Here is a 20,573-nt window from a genome sequence, read left to right on the forward strand (position 1 = left end):
GGGACAAAAGAAAAGACCGCCTTAAAAAACCATTAGGCAGCCTTATTGGTCTGAAAAAAGAGAGGAGTGTGCTTCCGTATAAACAGTTTCAAACCGCTGGGCCACATGTTCGAATTGAAATTGCTCTTCAACGAGCTTTCGTGCGTTTTTTGCCATGGTTTCCGCCTCCTGTTTGTTTGAAAGGATGTAATCGATCGCCTCCAAAAAAGCGTGCGGGTTTGGATAGTCGTCGATGACTAGTCCGGTTTCGCCATGGCGGACGATTTCGGCGTTGCCGCCGCGGTTGGTCGTGATGACCGGAATGCCGGCGGCCATCGCCTCGTAATGAACGCGGGCGAGCGGCTCGTGCCATTGCGAGCTGCACACAAACACGTCGGCCATTAAGAACAGTTTCGGAATGCGACTGTGCGGGATGTAGTTTGTGAAGATGACGTGCTCCACAAACGGTGCCGCCAGCTCATGCAGCCAGTCGATATATTCGCTTCGGCTGTTGTCGCTAAACCACTTCCCGCCGGCAATGACGAGCACTGTTTCCGGATGGCGGGCCAACAGGGACGGCAAGCATTGCAGAAGCAAATGCGGTCCTTTTGTTTTGCTGAGCCGGCCGAGAAACAGGATGACTGGTTGGTCGGCAAGCCCGTACGCTTGCCGTTCGGCCCGGCGGATGCGCTTTCCTTCTTCCGTCCAGGCAGGAACGTATGGCGCCAGATCGACTCCGGAATAAATGACCTTGACTTTCCGAGGATCGACTTGGTAACGGCCGGTTACCGTCCGTTTGATGTATTCGCTGACAGCCGTCAGCAAGGTGCAGGCGTTGAGCGCCCGCTCTGCCTGCTCTGCTGTGATTTTCAGAGGCGAAAACATATCGTTATGGAGGCTCAATACAAAGGCGCTGTGCGGCGCCGCGGCGTGGTAATCGGCGAGCGCAACGGGCCGGTTGAAGACGTGGACGACATCAAACTTGCACGCCGAAAGCGCACGGGCTACGTCTGTTTCATAAGTGGCCTTTGGAAAACGGATGTAGCGGATGCGTCCGTTTGTCTCTTCTGACGGCAAAAGCGGATCATCAATGGAAAAAATCGTCAGATCATGGCGGCGGGCGATCAAGGGGGCAATCCCGTCGATCATCACTTGAATGGCCCCGCCCCGCACCGCCGGGGCAGGCAGTTTTTCTGTGCAAACGTAAGCGATGTTCATGAACGTTCATCCCCATACAATGAACGGATGTATTCGATTTCTTTTTGCAGGCCGTTCTCAAGTGTCACAACCGGCTTGTACCCGAGCAGCTGCTCCGCTTTCGTTAAGTCGGCCCACGTTTGTTTCGGCTCCCCGCGGGCGGCCGGCGCATAGTGGATGGTCGCCTGTTTTCCCGTCAGCGACTCCAGCAGGTGAATCACGTCATGAACCGATGCCCGTTCTTTCCCTCCGATATTGATCGTTTGCCCGACAGCTTCCTTGCGCTCGAGGGCGGCTGCCGTTCCGGAAATGCAGTCGGAAATATACGTAAAATCGCGCGATTGCGTTCCGTCGCCAAAGACGGTCAATGGCTGGCCGGCCAGCAGCTGGCGGATAAAGCGGTGGAATGACATGTCCGGGCGCTGGCGCGGGCCATAGACGGTGAAATAGCGCAAAATGACGATCGGTACGGCGAACTCGCGAAAATAGACGCGGCATAAATGCTCGCCGGTCAGCTTTGTAATGCCGTACGGGGAGAGCGGAAGCGGTTCGAGAGATTCTGACAGCCTGCCGCTCTGCTCGCCGTAAACAGACGAGGTCGAAGCATAGATGAACCGCTCAAGCGGTAAGTCTTTGCACGCTTCAAGCAGCCGCTGGGTGGCGGAAATGTTATGGACGGCATAGGCGGCAAAGTCTGTTCCCCAGCTCGTACGCACACCGGGCATGCCGGCTAGGTGGTACACCGCATCCACCCCTTGCAGCAGCGCCGGCAAATCGGCAGTCAGCAAATCGGCTTCAACTAACGCAAACCGCGGATGGGCTTGCAGGCCGGCGATGTTTTTCGCCTTGAGCGGCGCCGGCGTTGGTCCGATGAAGCTGTCAACGCCGATCACCTGGTGTTGGCCATCTTCGAGCAATTTTTCACATAAATGGGAGCCGATAAACCCGGCTGCCCCGGTGACGAGAATGTTCATCCGCGCCCCACCCCCATATAGCATAAACCGCTTTGTTCGACAGCGCGGCGGTCCAAACAATTTCGGCCATCAAACACGAGCGTCCCGTTCATCATCGTTTTCACTTGCGACCAGTCAAGCGTTCGGAATTCGTCCCAATCGGTGGCGATCACTAAACCATCCGCTTCCCGAACCGCTTCGTAAACAGACTTTGCCTGTTTGACATTGGCGGGGGGAGCCGTGAGCTTTGCCTTCGGATCATAGGCGGCGACCGTGCACCCGCTTTCGCTTAAGCGGCGGATGAGCGATTCGGCGGGGGAAAACCGCGTATCATCCGTATTGGGCTTAAAGGCGATGCCAAGCACGGCGATTTTTTTGCCGGCCAGTGGGGCGAGCTGCTCATGCAGCTTCTGAAGACATAGATCGAGTTGGGTGGTGTTGACGGTCTGCACGGCCTTCAGTAAATGAGGTTCCACTTGCCGTGAACGCGCTGCATGTTCGAGCGCTTTCACATCTTTTGGAAAACAGGAGCCGCCGTAACCGAGTCCGGCTTGCAAAAAGTGCGGGCTGATGCGAGGATCCAAGCCGATCCCATAGGCGACGTCGTTGACATCGACCGCAAACGCGTCACAAATGCGCGCCATTTCGTTAATAAATGAGATTTTCATTGCTAGAAAGGCGTTGGCGGCGTATTTGATCAGTTCAGCGCCGGTCAAACTCGTTGTGACGTACGGGGCGTTGATGCCGGCATACATTCCTTGAATGACGGCGAGCGATCGGTCATCGTCCGGTTCGAGCCCGACGACGATTTTATCGGGGTGAAACATATCATAAACGGCTGATCCTTCCCGCAAAAACTCCGGATTGGACACGATGCGAAACAAATGCGGCGCCGTTCCTTTTCCGATGAGCTCCGCCCGCATCCATTCGTTTGTTCCCGGAGGGACCGTGCTTTTCGTGACGATCGTTTTGTACGATTCTACTGTCGCCGCTAGGCGGTCGAGCACGGCTTCAATATAGCGCAAATCGGTGCTGCCGTCCGGCCGCGGCGGGGTGCCGACGCAAATGACAATGACGGCTGCCCGTTTGATGTAGTCCCAGCGGCCGCTGAATGTTAAATAATTAGAGTTTTTGGTGATCAGTTCCTCCAATCCTGGCTCATAAAACGGGATCTTTCCGTCATTGAGCAGGCGGATTTTCTGTTCGTCATGATCGATGCAATGCACCTCATGCCCCAGTTCGGCAAGGACGGCTGCAGTGGTCAGTCCGACGTAGCCAGCACCGATGATGCAAATGTTCATGACTTATAGACCTCCTTCGCGAAATGTCCGGCTTTTATAGCGTATTAATGGACAAGCTTTGTTTGCCATATGGCAAGCGCCTAAAACGCTGGAAATGACATGGCCTATTTTCGCCGGACAACCTTCCCTGCCATTCGAAAGCGAATACGATAAGGTATAAAAAGAAGACAAGGGGGGACAACGATGGTCAAAAAAGCGATCATCCCCGCGGCCGGATATGGGACAAGAAGCTTGCCGGTGACGAAAGTGATTCCGAAAGAGATGTTTCCAATCGGCGCCAAACCGGCGATCCAATACATTGTCGAAGAGGCGTTTGCCTCCGGAATCGAAGAGCTGCTCATGATCGTATCGAGGACGAAAAATTTAATTGTCGACTATTTTGACCGCTCCTTGGAGCTTGAAGCGTTTTTAGAGCGGCAAAACAAAGCGCACTTGCTAAAAGATGAGTTCGTTCCGCCAGGACGGCTGTATTATACGCGCCAGCCATACGCGAGAGGATTGGGAGATGCAATCCGGCTTGACAAGTCATTTGTCGGGAGCGAACCGTTGGCCGTACTGTTGCCTGACGACATCGTGCTGCCTAACGGCGTTCCAGCCATTCGGCAGCTGATCGAGTCCCTTCGTTCCGAAGGTGTCCGTTCTAACCAGATTTTATCCTATTCGTTGGCTAACGCCAACCGACATTCATCTCCCACTTTCACTTCGCTTAGAAGTGGGAGACTTCTTTCGGGAAGATATTAAATCATACAGCCGCTCTTGTTCCTTCATTTGCTTAGCAAGGTTAAACCGTTGTTCGATCACCTTGCGCGCCTGTTTGGTAAACAAGGGGGCTTGCTCCGGATGTTCGAGGAAAAAGCAGATGCCGTTCGCGAGCTCTTTGTCGTCTTTTTCTGGGGCGAGGTAGCCGGTGCGTCTGTGTTCGATCAATTCAGGGATGCCGGCATGGTTGGTTGAGACAACGGGCAGCCCGCTTGCCATCGCTTCTTTCAGGACGTTCGGAATGCCTTCGATGTCTCCGTCCGGAGCTGTCTCGCTTGCCAAGCAAAACAGATGGGCGCGGTCCATTTCTTGGGCAATGGCGGCGGCATCCATAGCGCCGGGCAATTCGACAAACGGAGCGAGACCGAGCTCATTGACAAGCCGGCGGATGTTTTCTTCCTCTTTTCCGGCGCCGATAATGCGGAGACGGCAGCGCGGGTGTTTCGCCCGCACGCGCCAAAAGGCGCGCACGAGCGTTAAAAACCCTTTTTTCTCGACGAGCCGGCCGATTGAGAGAATGATGATATCCCCGCTTGCTGGAATGGTCCGTTCGCGGTACGGAAATAAATCAAGCTCAATGCCGCCGTAGAGGACATGGATTTTTTCTGGGGGAAATCCTAACGTAACGAGTTCGTCAGCCAGGTAACGGCAAACGGGAAGAAAGAGCGCTCCGTGCTCTTTAAGCAGGCTGTACCGCTTTTGGTTGCGCCGGAAGCTGTTATATTTCGCCGACCCGTCGCGGCCGCGGATGCTGACAATAAGGGGAATGCCATGGGCAACACAAAGCGGAAGAATTTCAACGGCGTGTTTTCCATGATGGGCGTGAATGGCGACGATGTTTTGCTTTTTGGCGAAGCGGCCGAAATGGCCAATATCGTTAAGATGGTAATAATTGACAAGCGGAAACGGATGGCTGCCGTCATCGGCGAACGATCCGATAATGATCGGCCGGTATTTTTTCAAACGAACCATTTGGTTGTAAATAAACCGTTGGTTAATTTTCATTTTTTCATGGATAAAATGGGCGATCGTTCGTTTCATGTTCTTGATCCCTCGCTTTTCGACAAGTCGGACAAAAAAGCGAACTTTTTCCTTTCCTGCTCAGCGAGGCGGATGAGCAAGTCCAACGGCGGCTGGCTGCCTGTCGCCCGCTTTCGCGTCTCTTGGCCGATGATTTCGCTGTAAAACACATGCGGAAACATGGCATCAGCTAAGTAGACGCTTTGATACGAAGCGTAGAGCGGACAAATGGAGAAATAGATTTCAAATAATGACCGAAGTCTTTTGACCACGTTGTTTTTCGGGTTTCTTGTTAAGGAAATGAGCAAAAAGCGAAAATCATCGAGCGGGAGGCCGTAGTAAGCGCGGTCAAAATCAATCATCATCACGTTATTGTTTTCGGCCAATAAAAGATTGTTGCTGTTATAATCCCCATGGCAAATGGCTTTCCGTTTCGCCGCTTCACGGCAAAAGTCAGCGACATCGCTTTTTTCAAGCAGCGCATAGCTTTTGGCCGCAAGCTGGGCCATCTGTTTCATTATATGAGAAAGAGAGGTCCCATTATTAACGGTCTCTGCCTGTTTCTGTAAATACGCCGTCTTTTCCTGGTGTGCATCCAGTATGTCGGTCGGTTCGGGGAAGGACGGCGGATGGGGATCGATCCAATCGTCGAATAGGCTGTGTTTGTGAAAACGGGCCAACCATTCAATCCGTTGCTGGAATGAGGGCTTGCTTCCGCTTGAGGGAACGTACTCCATCAAGTAGTAATAGTGGTTTTTTCGTTGAACGTAAAGTTGCTTTGTTTTTGTCCGGATCATTTTTGGGACGTGAAATCCAGTTTCATACAGTTTGGAATGAAGCAAAATCGGGAAAGGTGTTTTATCCTCATTCAGCCGTTTTAGTACGCACCGCTCACCCGTTTTTTTGTTTTGCAGAAGCCATACTTTTTCCTTTTTTAGCTCGCCGGCGATATCCACCTCGGTTTCCGACAGGCCGTAGCTGTGCAACACTTCAAACAACAAGCGGGATCGTTTTGAGGCCACGATCAGTTCCTCCTAGCGCCAATGGTCGGTTAATAAGAGTGTATGTAAAGGGAAACGAGTTGGTATAGACAGGTGCACTAGGCCATGGCGAAAAGGGGCGGCAAAAAATAAGGCCGACCGCGCTCTTTGGCGCTGGCCGGCAAGGCTTTTCTTGATTATTCTTCCTCGTCCTCGAGCTGTTTTTGTGAATCGGAACGCATGGAAGCGGGGAGATCGATCGAGGTGATGGCGGCCGCATTGATGGCCAGCGTGCGCCCTCCCTCTTCATAAAAGCGGTCAACAAGCAGCGAAACAGTGTTGGTTCGCGGTTTAAAACCGAGAAAAACTGCATTGTAGTATGTTTCCTTGACCGTGTGCACGTTCACTTCTGTGTTGGGCGGGAGCGCCGTCAGCTGGTCGTACAGGGCGCGGGAAAGGCGGGGGCGGGTCGGCCGCCGCTCAAAAAAGACACGGTACATTGTGTCGCCTCCTTTCTTGTCTCTTGTGTTAAAAACCTATACTCCATCATATGATTGGCGTAGGAGAGCGTTTGGGTAAACGTCCGCACCGGAGCAGGTTCGCCTGCTGCCGGGCCGAGGAGGCGGAAAAAGCGCACGCCTCCTTTTGCGGCCGCGGCGAGCGGAAAGGGGAGAGGAACGTGGATGACCCGTTTTCCTTTATTCTTCTTTGTTTAGCCAGCTTTCGCCTGACGAGGCTCATCGTATACGATACGATCACCGCCTGGCTTCGCCGGCCTTTCCATGAATGGGTGGAGGAGGAGCTTCCGGACGGAAGAAAAGAAGTATTTCTCATTTTGAAGGGCAGCGGATTGCGGCGCTGGATCGGCGAACTGCTAAGTTGCTACTGGTGCACCGGGATATGGTGTGCAGCGTTTTGTTATATTGGGGTTGTTGCTTGGCCGGCCGTTTTCCAGCCGCTGATCGTGCTGCTCGCAGTCGCCGGCGGGGCGGCGCTGATTGAAACGGTTGTCAGCAAGTGGCTATCGTAAGGGGAGAGACGCTATATAGATGCAACAAAGAAGTTTAACATATCCTTGACAGAAAAGTGGTTTGCCCATTTTCGACTGTCGAAGGCAAGCGTGTGGCTTGCCTCCGTCACGCGGCGTTGTTCGGTCACTCGACAGTCGGATGCAATGACCGGCAAAGACGAAAAATGTTAAAGCTTTAAATTGCATCTATATAGCTTGCGTCATCCGGACCGGCTGCAGCGGAAAGCTGCCGCCTGGATGGCTGGCCGACGGCTTCCGCCGGCGGGAGATTGTCTTTCGGTTGGTCTTGGACACTTGAAGCATCATGCCCCCGCTGCTGCTGTCAAGCAAAGATCGTTGCTGCCGACAAGACGAGGCCGGCTGAAGCCGGCCGGGAAAAGCAGCCGCTCCATTGGATGGGGCGGGCTCCGTTTACCATTGGACGGCGATGCGGTTGGCCGCGGCGGCGCCTTTGGGCAGTTCAGCGCCATATACGAAGCCGTCGACTGTCAGGGAGCGGACGTTGCCGGACGGTCGAACCGCAATCTCAAACTGGGAAAAGCGCCGTTCTTCACCTGGTTCAATGGGGACGCCATGGAGCGGGGCAATCCAATATTCGCCGTTTTGCCGCACTTTTTCCCGCCAGTTTTCTTGGATGAACGTCCAACCTTCGGCGCCGCTGTCAGCCAGCCCCTCCTGTGCGGCGCGCCCGCTTTGGGGGAGCGCAATTTTTCCGCTCAGCACCGCTGCTTTCGGCGGCGAGATGCGGAGGCAGACGACCGGATGGTGAAGCGGCGCGGTTCCGCTGTTGCGGATGATGAAGTCGCCAATCACGACAATTTCTTCTTCATCAAGGTGCGTCGGGATCATAACCGAGTAATGAAACAGCGCCAGCACGGAAGCGGCTGGATCGGCGCCGGTGGTTTGTTGCGGTCCGGAGACGCGATGCTCTGCCTCTTCGAGCGCGATTTCATACAACAAAAGCTGGCGCTCCAAGGCCGCGATCTTTTTCTTGTACATTTCGGCGTTGACTGTTTCGGCTTCACGCAATTTTTCTTTTAGATAGGCGCTGCGCATTTTTTCTTTTTCCAGTTCGGCCTCAAGCTGCTTGATCTGTTGCCTGCACGAGGCGGCTTCAGACCGGTAGTGAATAATTTGCTGCTGCAGGCGGAGGTGCCGGTCATCATTCGCATTTTTCACTCGTTTTCCACCCCTTCCATTTTTATCTTATGTATACGCGGAAGGCAAATGCCATATAAAAAAGGCTGTTGTTGAGAACAACAGCCTAAGCGGTGCGGGACGTTACATTGCTGGGAATACGTCCGGGCATTGTGGCGGGAATTTGGTTGTCGGGCACAGCGCAGCTTCGGCAAGTTCTTCGCGCGGTTGGCAGAAGCGGGCTTCAACTTCGATTTTGACGTCAGCTTCCACTTGGACTTCAAGGCATAAGGTGATGGAAACGTCGAGTTGAGTGAAGTTGTCCGTGCAAACTAAGCTTGTATCGCATTCAAAGAAGGAAATATGGCAATTGAGCTGCGTGCCTTCCGGAGCGCATAAGATGAATGTTTGCGCCGTGGCAAACGGAATCGGCGCCGATTGGCTAATCACCGTGCCGGTCGGGCTGACAATTTGCACAACGACGTGTCCTTTGACGAGCGCTTTGACTTTTTGCAATGTCACGGTCTCCCCGGAAGGAAGGGTGACGTTGACGGGCTGCCGGCCGTTTGGCTGCATGATTTCTTGGCAAATCAGCGCATCCTGGTCAACAACCGGATCGATTGGATTTCCGGCAGCGTCTGTCAAGAAACAACGAATGGCAAAGTTTTGCGGGTCCATGTTTTGCGCCGCCAAAAAGTCGCAAATCGTCCCGTCTCCCGGACAAGTGTCCGATGGGAAAATCGTTTCCAAATCATCGCCGCTGAAGCTTTTTAATGGCACGTCGATTTGCCGCGTCACCCAGTCATAAATTTTGCGTGTTCTGATGCATACCCTTTCCGTATCGCGACGGTAATGGCCCATTTTCTCGTTCCTCCTATCGTTCATTTGTTCCCCAACGCCTAATGGTTTGGGACTACTGTATACTATGAATGATATAGGTAAATGTGTTGGGACAGATGCGGATTTTTTGTCGGCAGGCGTCTGCCGGACGATGAAATAAAGGGGGAGATGACGAATGAGAGAACAACGGGGAGCGGCGAAGGCAGGAACAAAAGGGATAGATGAACGGCGGCTGGCTGAGCGGATTGCTGAGCTGGAGCGCCGGCTCGAAGAAGCAGAGGCAGAAAATGTAGTGTTAAGGGAACTGGCTTACCAAAGCAAGCAACGTTATGAGCAAATAAAGCAGCTGATGAAACAAAACGACGAACTTCGCCGCCAGCTGCAGCAGCTGCAAGGAGAGACGGGAGGAGTACGTGACGAAGAACGGCCGGACAGCTGGTTTTTCCGTACGCTGCGCCAAGAAAACGCGATTGTGCCCCACCCGGACGAGCGCAAGGAAAAATGAGGCGCACCCTTGGCCGATAGGGCCATACAATAGCAGTAGCCATACATTTTTTTCATCTGGAGGGATGAGGCCATGACGAAACCAATCTCGCCCAAACCGACGGCTTGGGCGCTCACTTCAACAACCCAGCCAGTGCGGCGCCCGAGAGGCTGCGGCTGCGGCCGGCCGCCGGTCGTAAAGAAATAGCACAAATCCGTGAGAAGCGCCTATACTCCGCTTCCTCTCCTTGCATAGTCTAACAGTGCAACGTAGGCGAAAGGAAGGGGGGATGGGCATGTCGGATCGAAAAAAAGCAAAAGTCATTCATGTCGACAAGCTGATCATTCACGCTGATGATGTTGTGATTGCGCCGCGCGGACGAATCCGCGACCCATGGCTGTTCCCGCATCGCATGGACGATGAGGACGAAGCGGTCGAAGATGTGCGGGATGAAGAAAAGCATCATGAAGAAGGCCATGACCGGGACGAAGGGGAGCGGAGACCATTCTCATGGATTTAGCCATGGAGCAAGTGGGGGACAGAAACGGTGGAGCGTTTTAAAAACTACGGGCTTTGGCTCGGGATCGGGTCGTTTGTCGTACTGGCGCTGGAGACGTTTGGCGTCGACATCGACCTTGGCAAGTACGAACATCTGTATCATGCGTTGTTAAGCATTTTGGTGATGGCCGGCATTTTAAACAACCCGTCGCTCGGCCGCGGTTATTTTGATAAAATCGATAAAAAATCATGAACGATCAGGGCGCCTCGAGCAAAGGCGCCCTTTTTGCGCTTAAAGGAGCAGGAAACATGACTGGTTGTTTTACAGAAAATTACAATTATAATTCAGCGGCAAAAAAAACATTCTAATGATTGTCACCAACAATTCCACACCATTAAGGAGGACATAAGTCATGACTGTTGCTACACAAGTGAAACAAACGTTAGCGGGATTAAAAGCCGCTCAAGCCAGCTTTGAAACGTTTGCGTTGCAAACGGAAAACCAAGCCGCTAAACAGCTTTACCAACAAGCTGCTCAACAAACGCAAGCCGTCATCGATTTAGTGAACTCACGCGTGCAAGAAATTCAAAACGAAGAGCCACAATATAAACAACAATAACATTTGCTGAGGCGGATGTTATGTTGGGGGCGGGAAGGTTGGCAGCACGCCAACCTTTTCCCCCGCTTCAAGGAAATACATAAAACGAATGGGTTGATGGCGATGAAAACATGGTGGTTGGTCGTTGTCGCCGTGGTGATCGCGGTCAGCGGCTGCGCAAAAGAGGAAACCGAACAAAAGCAATCGCTGCAAGGGGCAAACTTGCTTCGGGCGCACACATCCGGGACGACGAAGAACGCCGAGCTTGACCAAGGGCCGGCCGAGCGGGCCGCCTCCTATTTGCGCCAACGCGACGACGTCCGGGATGTTGTCGCGGTCAACACGGGCGAGAAGTTGCTCGTTGCTTATCAAATTCCGCATTTGCAGCGGTGGAATCGAAAGAAGATTGAAAAGGACGTCGATAGCCGATTGCGCAACATGTTTCCTGGTTATGACATCATTTCTTCCAGTGATTTGAAAATTTTTTGGAAAACGAAGGAGTTAAAAGCGAACATGGGGAAACGGCATTGGGATGGGCGAAAAGTCAACCGCGAAATCGGGCGCATTAAGGCGCTGAGCAAAGAGCAAACATAAGAGGTGTCGTTATGGCGAATGAAAAGCGAAAAAAATTGACTCCAGTCCAACAAGAGTATCACTTATTTGAAAAAGAGCGGGAAACGAAGCGCCCGATCGTCCGCAACTGCGCCTGCGCGTTTCTCGTCGGCGGCATCATTTGCGTGATTGGACAGGCGATTTCTTATTTTTACATGTACTTTTTTGACTTCACCGAACAAACAGCAGGGAACCCAACGGTTGCGACGATGGTGTTTTTGTCAATGATTTTAACTGGCCTCGGCGTCTATGACCGGATCGCTCAATTCGCCGGGGCGGGGAGCGCTGTGCCGGTGACGGGATTTGGCAACGCCGTCATTTCCGCTGCTATTGAGCATCGGACAGAAGGGTTTGTGCTCGGCGTCGGGTCGAACATGTTTAAACTGGCCGGCTCGGTCATTTTGTTCGGCACGTTTGCCGCGTTTGTCATCGCCCTTGTCAAAACGATTGCGACCCAGTGGGGGGGATTGTAATGCTCAAAGGGCACCGAACATGGGTGTTTGCCAACAAGCCGGCGATTATCGCGACCGCTGCCGTCGGCGGGCCGTTTGAAGCGAACGGCCGCCTCGCTGATGATTTCGATCTTTTGCATGAAGATTTATGGCTTGGCGAGGAATCGTATGAGAAGGCGCACCGCGTGTTGCTTGAGGAGGCGGCGTTTCAGGCGATGGAAAAGGCCGGATTAGAGAAGGAAAACGTGCAGTTTCTCATCGCCGGCGATTTGATCAACCAGATGACGCCGACAAGTTTTGCCGCCCGGACGCTCGGCATGCCGTATCTTGGCATTTTTGGCGCCTGCTCAACCTCCATGGAAGGGCTTGCGCTCAGCGCTTTTATTACCAACTATGGCGGGGCAGACTATATCTTAACCGGTGCGTCAAGCCATAACACCGCTGTCGAAAAGCAGTTCCGCTATCCAACCGAATACGGCGGGCAAAAGCCGCCGACAGCGCAGTGGACGGTAACGGGAGCTGGCGTGGCGATCGTCAGCCCGAAAGGGGACGGGCCGCGCGTGACGGCAGCGACGATCGGCCGCGTTGTGGATATGGGGCTTGCCGACCCGTTCAACATGGGCGGGGCGATGGCGCCGGCGGCGGTCGATACGATTGAGGCGCATTTGCGCGACATGCAAATCGATGCATCGTATTACGATTTGATCGTCACCGGCGATCTAGGGCGAATCGGACGCCAAGTCTCCCTTGACTTGCTGCGTCAGCACGGCATTGACATCGATGAAGAGCGCTACCAAGATTGCGGACTTCTCATTTACCGTGACGGACAGCCGGTTTTATCCGGAGCGAGCGGGGCGGCTTGTTCCGCTGTCGTCGTTTACGGGCATCTCATCAAACGGATGCGCCGCGGCGAACTGAAGCGCATTTTGGCGGTGGCGACAGGGGCGCTGTTGTCGCCATTGTCGTTTCAGCAAAACGAAACGATCCCGTGCATCGCCCATGCGGTGGCGATCGAGTACGGAGGTGAGGCGTAGCGTGTTGGCCATGTTTTTTTGGGCGTTTGTCGTCGGCGGGCTGATTTGCGTGATCGGGCAAATTTTGATGGATGTGTTTAAACTGACACCTGCGCATACGTTGACGAGTCTCGTCGTCGTCGGGGCGATTTTGGATGGATTCGGTTTGTATGAGCCGCTCATTGATTTTGCCGGCGCCGGGGCGACGATTCCGATTACAAGCTTCGGCAACGCGCTCGTTCACGGCGCGATGCAAGAGGCGGAAAAACACGGCATTGTCGGCGTGTTGACCGGCATGTTTGAAGTGACAAGCGCCGGCATTTCCGCCGCTATTGTGTTCGGGTTTATCGGAGCGCTCTTGTTCCGCCCGAAAGGATAAGGAGGGACGCGGATGACTGTTGCCTCGCAAGTGAAACAAACGTTGGCGAGCCTAAAAGGCATTCACGCTGGGCTGCAACAGCTGGCGCTCACTTCCCAGGATGAAACGGCGCAGCGGACGTTTCATGAGGCGATGCTTTCCACTGAGGAGATCATCGCCGAACTGAAAGACCGGATCGGCCGGCTCGAGTTCGAGGAGCCGCAATATCACGGAAAGTAAGGAGCATGATCGATGCCTATATGGTTAGAAACCGCCATTCGTTCGATTTGCATTTTAATCGGGTTGTTTGTGATCACCCGCATTCTCGGCAAAAAGCAATTATCAAAATTGTCGTTTTTTGAATACATCGTCGGCATTACCGTCGGCGATATCGCTGGAACGATGTCGGTCGACTTAGGAATTTCGCTGCAAGAAGGCATCACCAGCATTTTGATTTGGTCGCTGTTTCCAGTGGCTGTCGCTCGACTCTCGCTGCGCAACAAGAAATTTCGCGATTTTGTCGAGGGCAACTCCACGGTTTTTATTAAAAACGGCAAAATTTTAGAGGAAAATTTGAAACGGGAGAAATATACGGTTGACGAGCTGCTCGAACAGCTGCGCAAAAAAGATGTGTTTCGCGTCGCCGACGTCGAGTTTGCGGTGCTTGAGCCGAACGGCGACTTGAACGTGTTGCTGAAGCGGGAAAAGCAGCCGCTCACTGTCGGCGACGTGTTCCCAAACCCGCCGCGGGAAAAAGAGCCGCAGACGGTCATCATGGACGGCATGATTTTGGATGAGCCGCTCGCTACGATGGGGCTTGGCCGCGGCTGGCTGAAGGAACAGCTTGACAAGCAAGGAGTGGCAGTGGAAAACGTCTTTCTTGCCCAAGTGGATTCGTATGGGCAGCTGACGGTCGATTTGTATGACGACAAAATTCAAGTGGCGGAACCGCAAGAGAAAAAGCTGCTGTTGGCTGCGATGAAAAAAGTGCAAGCTGATTTCGAATTGTACGCACTGCAAACCGATTCGCAAGAGGCAAAAGTGCTCTATGAAAAACAGGCGGCAAAAATGACGGAGCTCATTCAAAAAGTCCAGCCGCTGCTGCGAAACTAACGTTGAGGAGGACAAAAACAATGGAAAACAAACGAACGAAAACAACCGATGAGGAAATCCAAATCCAATTAAAAACGAACGGCCGTCCGGAGCGAACGCGGACGACCGATGAGGAAATTTCGATTGAATTTATGTTTGATAATCCGCAATTGACGCGCCAGCCGAAAGATTACGACGAGATTGAATACTAAGTCTGCCGTCTGGATGTGTACGGGCACGTGTGGAAAATACAATCAAATACGCTCTGGAGTGAAAACCGCCGCCCGAAGCGTGGGCGGCGGTTTTCATGCCGTGCCTTAGGCAGAGCCGTGGGAGGCGCGGCAGGGCTATCAAGCCGGCAGCGATTGCAAAAAGGCGCGCACTTCTTCCGGCGTTTTCGCATCGGCGCTATGCAGATGGGCGATTTTTTCCCCGTTTCGGAACACAAGAAGACTTGGAATGCCAAGCACTTGGTACTTCTCACCAAGATCTGGAAACTGGTCTCGGTCGATTTCGAACCAGTCGTACTGCCCGTAATCGCGGATGATGTCATCGATGAACATGTTCAGGCGCACGCAGTCTGGACACCAAGTTGTGTAAAACTTCATAATCGCTGGCTTATCGCCGGAAATGGCCGCCTCGAATTGCTCAACTGTTTCAATTTGTCTCACATTCGTTCCCTCCCTTTCATGTTGCCGTTCATCTTTACTTTACCATATGGCAAGGCAAAAAAAGAACGGGGACGCCTTCACCTCGGGCAGTCGTTTTTGCATACAACAGTAAGAAAGGAGGGGAAAGTGTGAGCAAAGAGTTGGAAAAAGCGCTCGAAAATTGGGTTGCGTCGCGCAAAGAAGGGCATGAAACGTTCATCCGCCTGTTTGAACAATGGGGAAAGGACTTTAACAAACAGCTGCAAGAAATCGAAAAATTGAACAATGGATTTTTAAAAAGTGTACAAGGCAACTTGGACTACATCGAGCAATGGTTTGCGAAGAAGGAGCGGGAATTTGCCGAGCTGTTCCGCCGATTTGGATGACAAAATGGCCTTTGCGCCCATACGCTCCGCTAAGCCGGTGAATACGATACAGTAAACGGAGAAGGAGGTGCACATTATGATGGGCTTCTGCGGTTATGGTTATCCTTACGGCTACGGCTATGGCGGTGGCTATGGCGGTGGCTTTGTGCTGATTGTCGTGTTGTTCATCTTGTTGATTATTGTCGGCGCGGCATTTGTCGCCTAACGGAAAAAGCGAATGGGATACGGGCCGTTTCGGCGCCACGGAGCGGCTCGTATTTTTCTTTCCCTAATTTGATGCACGCCGAGGCGGGAGCATCATACGATATAGCAGGGAGAAGGAGGCGGAACGATGGATCAGCAATTTTTTAAAAACATCGAACAGAAAACAGGTGTCAATATGAAAGACGTTTTTGAGCTCGCCAACTCGCTGCAAAACGCCAATTTCAGCGATGAAAAAACGGTGCGCCAAGTGGTGAAGCGGGTGGCGCAAATTGCCAACCGGAAAGTGCCAAAAGAACTTGAGGATCAAATCGTCAAGGCGATCGTCCATAACGGCAAACAAATTGATTTGAACACGATCGCCAATATGTTGAACAACAAAAAGTAAGCAAAAGGGAGCTTGCGTGCGCAAAGCTCCCTTTTGCTCTGCTTGGCTCAGGAGAGCGAAACGATGTTCGATGATCCCAAGCCTTGGATCAGTGTAGACGAGGCTGTTCTATGGCCATCATTCGAGCGATTTCACCATCGTGACATGTGGGATGCCGGCGTCCATAAACACGCCGGATATCGTCTCATAGCCGAGCTTCTTATAAAACGGTTCGGCGTGCGTCTGGGCGTTCAGCTTCACTTTTTTCGCCCCTTTTGTTTTCGCAAGCTGCTCCAACGCCTCCATCACCATCCGGCCGACGCCGCGGCCGCGGTAAGCCGGCAAAACGCAGATGCGCTCCGCTTTGCCAACCCCTTCATCGACCAGGCGAAACCGGCCGGCTGCGATTGCTTGTTCGCCATCGTATAGGACGAGATGGAACGATTCATGTTCAAATACATCGATTTCTTCTTCTTCCGGCACGTTTTGCTCTTCGATGAATACAATCCGACGGACGCGCAACGCGTCTTCATACAACGCGCGGTCTTCCGTTGTTCCAATGGCGACGTTCATTCTCCCGTTTCCTTTCCTCCAACGATAAAGGTTTCATAGACAGTCCATGATCCGTTCTCGAGCTGGTAAAGAAGGTGGAACCGGTCGACCGTCTCTTCAAAATGGACGTTTTGCAGCCGCAGTTGGCTGTAGACGTCAGCGTATTCCGCATTCGGCAAATCGCGGCCGATTGTAATGTGCGGCACGAACACGAATTCCGGCTCCCCGGCAAACAAGCCGCTGTGCAGCTGCTCGTGCAACCGTTCCAGCACTTCGTTTGGCTCGACTTTCAAATAAATGATGTGGCTTGTCGGGTAAAACGAGCTGAATTTCGTCACTTTGATCGGAATCGGCTCCGTTTCCGCTGCGATGCGGCGCAGCTCTTTCGTCATTTCTTTGATTTGCTCCTCATCCGCCTCAAACGGGTATTTCAATGTAATGTGCGGCGGGATGAGGGCGTAATGGCTGTCGTACCGCTTCCGGTACGAGTTGGCGAAGTCTTGAATCCGCTTTGGCGGAAAAATGACAATGCCGTACTTCATTCCGCTTTCCCTCCTTTAGATGGTTCGTTTGCCGTTATTTACAGCGACAAAATGGCCGATACCGCCCGGGGCACATCCGGCTGCCAATACGTCCATGCATGCCCGCCGGCAAATTCATGGTACGTGTAGGGAAACCGCTTTTCGATCAATAAGTCCCGTGCGGCCCGGTTCGGGGTGATAAAATCGCGTACATGGCCGTCCGTCGTTTTGACCGCCATTTCTTCTGCGCCGACGGAATGGTAAAGGGAAAGAAGCGACGGGTCGCGGAACGCGCGGATGCGTTCGAGCACCGAGTCGTCAATGTAAGGAGACTGCATGGCGATTTTTCCAAATGTATGCGGATACAACAGCCCGGCTAGAAGCGAAACGGTTCCTCCCAGCGAATCGCCAATCAGCGCTCGTCCTTTGCCCATTTGATACGTCGGCAGCTCGCGATCCAAAAACGGCGCGAGCTCATGGGCCAAAAAGCGGATATAGGCTTCGTTTTTTCGACCGGCCGGGTGGTATTTCTCGTAGCGGTCGCTGACGTTCCGGTACGGGATGCCGACAACGATCGTTCGGTCGATCGTTCCTTCGTCCATGAGCGTCTCGATCACGGTTTTGATTTTTCCGTACATAAAATAATCCTTGCCGTCTTGCGCGATTAATAAAGAATATTTATGCAACGGAGAAAAATTGCTTGGCAAGTAGACAAGCAACCCGATTTCTTCTTGCAGCTCCCTGCTGTAAAGCGTATAATCGCGCATCGTTCCTGTTGCTGTCGCCATGATCATCCTCCATGAAAGCGCAAGTTCACTTGTTATTGTAACATATTTAGGCAAAAAGATGTTAACGAAGGGCTCGAATTTTTCGTGAACTTGCCGAACATTGGCGCCGGCAAAAAAATGACTTGCAAAAATGGCCGGAATGCGTTACATTTTTTAATAAATTAACAATTAACAAAATTAAATACGCAGCGGTTCTTATCAAGAGAAGCGGAGGGAACTGGCCCAATGAAGCTTCAGCAACCAGCCGCCCGACGGCCAGGTGCTAAATCCAGCGAATTGAGCATTCAATTCGGCAGATAAGAAGAAGCATGACCATGTGCGTATGGAAAAGTCTTCTTCTTAGAAGACTTTTTTTATTTGCTCAAGCGGCTGCTCCCTCAACCGAGAGGCGTCGAGGATCAAGGCCCTCAGCCGCTGCTTGACCAACAGCGGCGCTTCGTTGGGCGTTAAGTGGTTGGCTGTTGATCCATGATGGAATTTTCAACAGAAGGAGAGAGATGAGATGGAGAAACTAGAGACGCTGTTAGCGCAAATTGGCAACCGGAGCGAAACGGTGACGGGGACGGTCAACCCGCCAGTTTATTTTTCCACCGCCTACCGCCATGCCGGCATCGGGGAGTCGACCGGGTTTGACTATATCCGCACCGGCAACCCGACGCGCAAAATCGTCGAAGAAGCGATCGCGAGACTGGAAGGCGGCGACCAAGGCTATGCGTTCAGCTCCGGCATGGCCGCCATTCAGACAGTGCTCGCCTTGTTTGAGAGCGGAGACGAGTTTCTCGTATCGGCCGACCTTTACGGCGGGACGTACCGCCTGTTTGAGCGCGGCTGGCGCAAGTACGGTCTCGGCTTTCATTACGTCGATTTTGCCGATCTTGATGCTGTGGAAGAAAAAATCACGGAAAAAACGAAAGCCATCTTTTTGGAAACGCCGACGAACCCATTGATGCAGGAGGCGGATATTTCGGCGGTCGCCAAGCTCGCCAAACGGCATGGGCTGCTGCTGATCGTCGATAACACGTTTTACACGCCGGTGCTCCAACGCCCGATCGAACAAGGCGCCGATATTGTCATCCACAGCGCCACGAAATATTTAGGCGGCCATAACGACGTGTTGGCTGGCCTTGTCGTCGCCAAGGGCGAGGAGCTCTGTCAACGCCTGGCCGAGTATCAGAACGCCATCGGCGCGGTTTTGTCGCCGTTTGATTCGTGGCTGTTGATTCGCGGGATGAAAACGCTGGCGCTAAGGATGCGCCAGCATGAAGAAAACGCCAAGCGCATCAGCGCCTTTTTGCGCGAACATGAAGATGTTACAGACGTCTTATATCCAGGAAGAGGCGGGATGCTGTCGTTCCGGATTGCCGATGAAAAGTGGGTGAACGGGTTTTTAAAAAGCTTGCGCCTCATTACATTCGCGGAAAGCTTAGGCGGAGTCGAAAGCTTCATCACGTACCCGGCGACGCAGACGCACGCCGACATTCCGGAAGAAATCCGCATCCAAAACGGCGTCTGCAACCGACTGCTCCGCTTCTCGGTCGGCATCGAACATGCGGATGATTTAATCGCCGACTTGGCGCAAGCGTTCAAACACATGAAAGAGGTGTAAGCGATGGAACGGGAATGGTCGTTTTCAACGAAACTGCTCCATAATGAATGGAAAGTCGATCGCGAAACGGGGGCGGTGAGCGTGCCGATCCAGCACGCCTCCACGTTCCATCAGTTCGATTTCGATTCATTCGGCAAATACGACTACAGCCGCTCCGGCAACCCGACGCGCGAGGCGCTTGAGGAAACGATCGCGGCGTTAGAAGGCGGAACGCGCGGGTTTGCGTTCGCTTCTGGCATGGCGGCTATTTCAACGGCGTTTTTGCTTCTCTCAAAAGGCGACCACGTCCTCGTGACCGAAGACGTCTACGGCGGCACGTACCGGATGATTACGGAGGTGCTCGGCCGCTTTGGCATTGAATATACGTTTGTCGATATGACCGATTTAAACGCAGTGGCGGAAAACATCCGGCCGAACACGAAAGTCATTTATATGGAAACGCCGTCCAACCCATTGTTAAAAGTGACCGACATTCAAGGCGTCGTCAAGCTGGCGAAGGCGCATGGCTGTTTGACGTTCTTGGATAATACGTTCATGACGCCGGCGTTGCAGCGGCCGCTTGATCTTGGAGTCGATGTCATCCTTCACAGCGCCACGAAATTTTTAGCCGGCCATAGCGACGTCGTCGCCGGGCTGGCGGTCGTGAAAGACGAGGAATTGGGAAAAGAATTGTACAAACTGCAAAACGCGTTTGGCGCCGTCCTTGGCGTCCAAGATGCGTGGCTTGTGCTGCGGGGATTAAAAACGCTCCACGTTCGGCTGAAGCAGTCGTCCGAATCCGCCCTGGCCATCGCTGAGTATTTGGCGCGCCATCCGAAAGTGGAAGATGTGTATTATCCAGGGCTTTCGCACCACCCAGGCCATGACATCCAGCGCCATCAGGCGGCCGGGTTTGGCGCTGTGCTGTCGTTCCGCCTAGCCGATGAAGAAGCGGCTCGGACGTTCGTCCGAAACGTCCGCCTGCCGGTGTTTGCTGTCAGCCTTGGGGCGGTCGAGTCAATTTTATCGCACCCAGCGAAAATGTCGCATGCGGCGATGCCAAAAGAAGAGAGGCTCCGGCGCGGCATTACCGACGGCTTGTTGCGGCTGAGCGTCGGGCTTGAGGATGTCAACGATTTGATCGCCGATTTCGAGCGGGCGCTGTCGTTTGTGAAAGAGCGGCCGTCAGTTTCAACGCCATAGCAATCAGCCCGCCAAG

Annotated in this window: 28 protein-coding genes, 2 pseudogenes and 1 riboswitch; of the genes and pseudogenes, 18 read left to right on the forward strand and 12 right to left on the reverse strand. The window is 53.1% G+C overall.

Going from position 1 to position 20,573, the window contains the following annotated elements; genetic code table 11:
• Nucleotides 1-42: 42 nt before the first annotated feature.
• Genes CV945_RS05555 through CV945_RS05565 form a run of 3 tightly spaced genes read right to left on the reverse strand, consistent with a single transcriptional unit; the run spans nt 43 to nt 3,430 of the window.
• Complete coding sequence (locus CV945_RS05555; protein ID WP_100659310.1) at nt 43-1,197, reverse strand: glycosyltransferase family 4 protein; 1,155 nt, start codon at nt 1,195-1,197, stop codon at nt 43-45.
• Complete coding sequence (locus CV945_RS05560) at nt 1,194-2,150, reverse strand: NAD-dependent epimerase/dehydratase family protein (RefSeq protein WP_100659311.1); 957 nt, start codon at nt 2,148-2,150, stop codon at nt 1,194-1,196. The genes CV945_RS05555 and CV945_RS05560 overlap by 4 nt, the downstream gene beginning before the upstream one ends.
• Entirely contained in the window at nt 2,147-3,430 is a 1,284-nt protein-coding gene (locus CV945_RS05565) for a UDP-glucose dehydrogenase family protein (RefSeq protein WP_100659312.1), read from the reverse strand. The genes CV945_RS05560 and CV945_RS05565 overlap by 4 nt, the downstream gene beginning before the upstream one ends.
• A gap of 183 nt (nt 3,431-3,613) precedes the next feature.
• On the opposite strand from CV945_RS05565, the pseudogene CV945_RS05570 reads away from it, so the two are divergent.
• Nucleotides 3,614-4,042: pseudogene (locus CV945_RS05570) on the forward strand (sugar phosphate nucleotidyltransferase); the annotation flags it as partial.
• A gap of 72 nt (nt 4,043-4,114) precedes the next feature.
• Here the strand turns inward: CV945_RS05570 and CV945_RS05575 are convergent.
• The 3 genes from CV945_RS05575 to CV945_RS05585 all read right to left on the reverse strand — a co-directional run bounded on the left by CV945_RS05575 (nt 4,115) and on the right by CV945_RS05585 (nt 6,689).
• Entirely contained in the window at nt 4,115-5,230 is a 1,116-nt protein-coding gene (locus tag CV945_RS05575) for a glycosyltransferase (RefSeq protein WP_100659314.1), read from the reverse strand.
• Nucleotides 5,227-6,231, reverse strand: coding sequence for a phosphotransferase (locus CV945_RS05580; protein WP_100659315.1), 1,005 nt, complete (start codon nt 6,229-6,231; stop codon nt 5,227-5,229). Before CV945_RS05580 ends, CV945_RS05575 begins: the two co-directional genes overlap by 4 nt.
• Before the next feature lie 155 nt (nt 6,232-6,386).
• Entirely contained in the window at nt 6,387-6,689 is a 303-nt protein-coding gene (locus CV945_RS05585; protein WP_100659316.1) for a hypothetical protein, read from the reverse strand.
• A 179-nt stretch (nt 6,690-6,868) separates the two neighbouring features.
• Between CV945_RS05585 and CV945_RS05590 the strand changes: the two genes are divergently transcribed.
• Nucleotides 6,869-7,219 carry a DUF1360 domain-containing protein gene (locus CV945_RS05590; protein WP_033015715.1) on the forward strand — a complete coding sequence of 117 codons (351 nt, stop codon included), beginning with the start codon at nt 6,869-6,871 and terminating at the stop codon, nt 7,217-7,219.
• A gap of 411 nt (nt 7,220-7,630) precedes the next feature.
• Here CV945_RS05590 and CV945_RS05595 read toward each other — a convergent pair whose 3' ends face one another.
• A complete protein-coding gene (locus CV945_RS05595; protein ID WP_033015674.1) occupies nt 7,631-8,398 on the reverse strand; it encodes a tropomyosin in 768 nt (255 codons plus the stop codon).
• 102 nt (nt 8,399-8,500) lie between these two features.
• Nucleotides 8,501-9,217, reverse strand: coding sequence for a BMQ_0737 family morphogenetic spore coat protein (locus tag CV945_RS05600; protein ID WP_094239721.1), 717 nt, complete (start codon nt 9,215-9,217; stop codon nt 8,501-8,503).
• Between the two features lie 154 nt (nt 9,218-9,371).
• Here CV945_RS05600 and CV945_RS05605 point away from each other — a divergent pair, with 154 nt between their 5' ends.
• From CV945_RS05605 to CV945_RS17215, 11 genes are all read left to right on the forward strand, one after another.
• Nucleotides 9,372-9,701: a spore coat protein regulator protein YlbO gene (locus CV945_RS05605; protein WP_047817949.1), complete on the forward strand. Its 330-nt coding sequence runs from the start codon at nt 9,372-9,374 to the stop codon at nt 9,699-9,701.
• Between the two features lie 274 nt (nt 9,702-9,975).
• Nucleotides 9,976-10,200 (forward strand): hypothetical protein, encoded by a 225-nt coding sequence (locus CV945_RS05610; RefSeq protein ID WP_047817950.1) that lies wholly within the window; start codon nt 9,976-9,978, stop codon nt 10,198-10,200.
• A 27-nt stretch (nt 10,201-10,227) separates the two neighbouring features.
• Nucleotides 10,228-10,431 carry a holin gene (locus CV945_RS05615; protein ID WP_100659317.1) on the forward strand — a complete coding sequence of 68 codons (204 nt, stop codon included), beginning with the start codon at nt 10,228-10,230 and terminating at the stop codon, nt 10,429-10,431.
• Between the two features lie 160 nt (nt 10,432-10,591).
• Nucleotides 10,592-10,798, forward strand: coding sequence for a DUF1657 domain-containing protein (locus CV945_RS05620; protein WP_033010468.1), 207 nt, complete (start codon nt 10,592-10,594; stop codon nt 10,796-10,798).
• A gap of 102 nt (nt 10,799-10,900) precedes the next feature.
• Nucleotides 10,901-11,371: a YhcN/YlaJ family sporulation lipoprotein gene (locus CV945_RS05625; RefSeq protein ID WP_232722021.1), complete on the forward strand. Its 471-nt coding sequence runs from the start codon at nt 10,901-10,903 to the stop codon at nt 11,369-11,371.
• An 11-nt stretch (nt 11,372-11,382) separates the two neighbouring features.
• Complete coding sequence (gene spoVAC / locus CV945_RS05630; protein ID WP_033010470.1) at nt 11,383-11,862, forward strand: stage V sporulation protein AC; 480 nt, start codon at nt 11,383-11,385, stop codon at nt 11,860-11,862.
• Nucleotides 11,862-12,875: a stage V sporulation protein AD gene (spoVAD, locus tag CV945_RS05635; protein ID WP_100659319.1), complete on the forward strand. Its 1,014-nt coding sequence runs from the start codon at nt 11,862-11,864 to the stop codon at nt 12,873-12,875. Before spoVAC ends, spoVAD begins: the two co-directional genes overlap by 1 nt.
• 1 nt (nt 12,876) lies before the next feature.
• On the forward strand, nt 12,877-13,233 hold the full coding sequence (gene spoVAE / locus CV945_RS05640; protein WP_100659320.1) for a stage V sporulation protein AE: 357 nt from the start codon (nt 12,877-12,879) through the stop codon (nt 13,231-13,233).
• A gap of 12 nt (nt 13,234-13,245) precedes the next feature.
• Complete coding sequence (locus tag CV945_RS05645; RefSeq protein ID WP_100659321.1) at nt 13,246-13,452, forward strand: DUF1657 domain-containing protein; 207 nt, start codon at nt 13,246-13,248, stop codon at nt 13,450-13,452.
• Between the two features lie 12 nt (nt 13,453-13,464).
• Nucleotides 13,465-14,325, forward strand: a complete 861-nt coding sequence (locus CV945_RS05650; protein ID WP_100659322.1) for a DUF421 domain-containing protein — start codon at nt 13,465-13,467, stop codon at nt 14,323-14,325.
• A gap of 20 nt (nt 14,326-14,345) precedes the next feature.
• Nucleotides 14,346-14,516, forward strand: a complete 171-nt coding sequence (locus CV945_RS17215; RefSeq protein WP_193443533.1) for a hypothetical protein — start codon at nt 14,346-14,348, stop codon at nt 14,514-14,516.
• 138 nt (nt 14,517-14,654) lie between these two features.
• On the opposite strand, the pseudogene CV945_RS05655 reads toward CV945_RS17215, so the two are convergent.
• Nucleotides 14,655-14,990 (reverse strand): annotated as a pseudogene (locus tag CV945_RS05655) (thioredoxin family protein); the annotation flags it as partial.
• Between the two features lie 113 nt (nt 14,991-15,103).
• On the opposite strand from CV945_RS05655, the gene CV945_RS05660 reads away from it, so the two are divergent.
• The 3 genes from CV945_RS05660 to spoVIF all read left to right on the forward strand — a co-directional run bounded on the left by CV945_RS05660 (nt 15,104) and on the right by spoVIF (nt 15,929).
• Complete coding sequence (locus tag CV945_RS05660; RefSeq protein ID WP_015374185.1) at nt 15,104-15,340, forward strand: hypothetical protein; 237 nt, start codon at nt 15,104-15,106, stop codon at nt 15,338-15,340.
• A 76-nt stretch (nt 15,341-15,416) separates the two neighbouring features.
• Nucleotides 15,417-15,545 (forward strand): YjcZ family sporulation protein, encoded by a 129-nt coding sequence (locus CV945_RS05665; protein ID WP_013146038.1) that lies wholly within the window; start codon nt 15,417-15,419, stop codon nt 15,543-15,545.
• Nucleotides 15,546-15,671: 126 nt separating this feature from the next.
• Nucleotides 15,672-15,929, forward strand: coding sequence for a sporulation-specific transcription regulator SpoVIF (spoVIF, locus tag CV945_RS05670; protein WP_033015693.1), 258 nt, complete (start codon nt 15,672-15,674; stop codon nt 15,927-15,929).
• Nucleotides 15,930-16,046: 117 nt separating this feature from the next.
• On the opposite strand, the gene CV945_RS05675 is transcribed toward spoVIF, so the two are convergent.
• From CV945_RS05675 to CV945_RS05685, 3 genes are read right to left on the reverse strand one after another with little or no spacing between them, the layout of a single operon-like run.
• Nucleotides 16,047-16,481 (reverse strand): GNAT family N-acetyltransferase, encoded by a 435-nt coding sequence (locus tag CV945_RS05675; protein WP_100659323.1) that lies wholly within the window; start codon nt 16,479-16,481, stop codon nt 16,047-16,049.
• Nucleotides 16,478-17,002 (reverse strand): YjcG family protein, encoded by a 525-nt coding sequence (locus CV945_RS05680; protein WP_033010483.1) that lies wholly within the window; start codon nt 17,000-17,002, stop codon nt 16,478-16,480. Before CV945_RS05680 ends, CV945_RS05675 begins: the two co-directional genes overlap by 4 nt.
• 38 nt (nt 17,003-17,040) lie before the next feature.
• Nucleotides 17,041-17,769 carry an alpha/beta hydrolase gene (locus tag CV945_RS05685; protein WP_100659324.1) on the reverse strand — a complete coding sequence of 243 codons (729 nt, stop codon included), beginning with the start codon at nt 17,767-17,769 and terminating at the stop codon, nt 17,041-17,043.
• 192 nt (nt 17,770-17,961) lie between these two features.
• Nucleotides 17,962-18,072, forward strand: a riboswitch (SAM riboswitch).
• A gap of 199 nt (nt 18,073-18,271) precedes the next feature.
• On the opposite strand from CV945_RS05685, the gene CV945_RS05690 reads away from it, so the two are divergent.
• Nucleotides 18,272-19,375, forward strand: coding sequence for a methionine biosynthesis PLP-dependent protein (locus CV945_RS05690; protein WP_100659325.1), 1,104 nt, complete (start codon nt 18,272-18,274; stop codon nt 19,373-19,375).
• A gap of 3 nt (nt 19,376-19,378) precedes the next feature.
• Nucleotides 19,379-20,557, forward strand: a complete 1,179-nt coding sequence (gene metC, locus CV945_RS05695; RefSeq protein ID WP_100659326.1) for a cystathionine beta-lyase — start codon at nt 19,379-19,381, stop codon at nt 20,555-20,557.
• Nucleotides 20,558-20,573 lie beyond the last annotated feature (16 nt).

This window comes from Geobacillus sp. Manikaran-105 (assembly GCF_002809955.1).
GTDB lineage: Bacteria > Bacillota > Bacilli > Bacillales > Anoxybacillaceae > Geobacillus > Geobacillus thermophilus.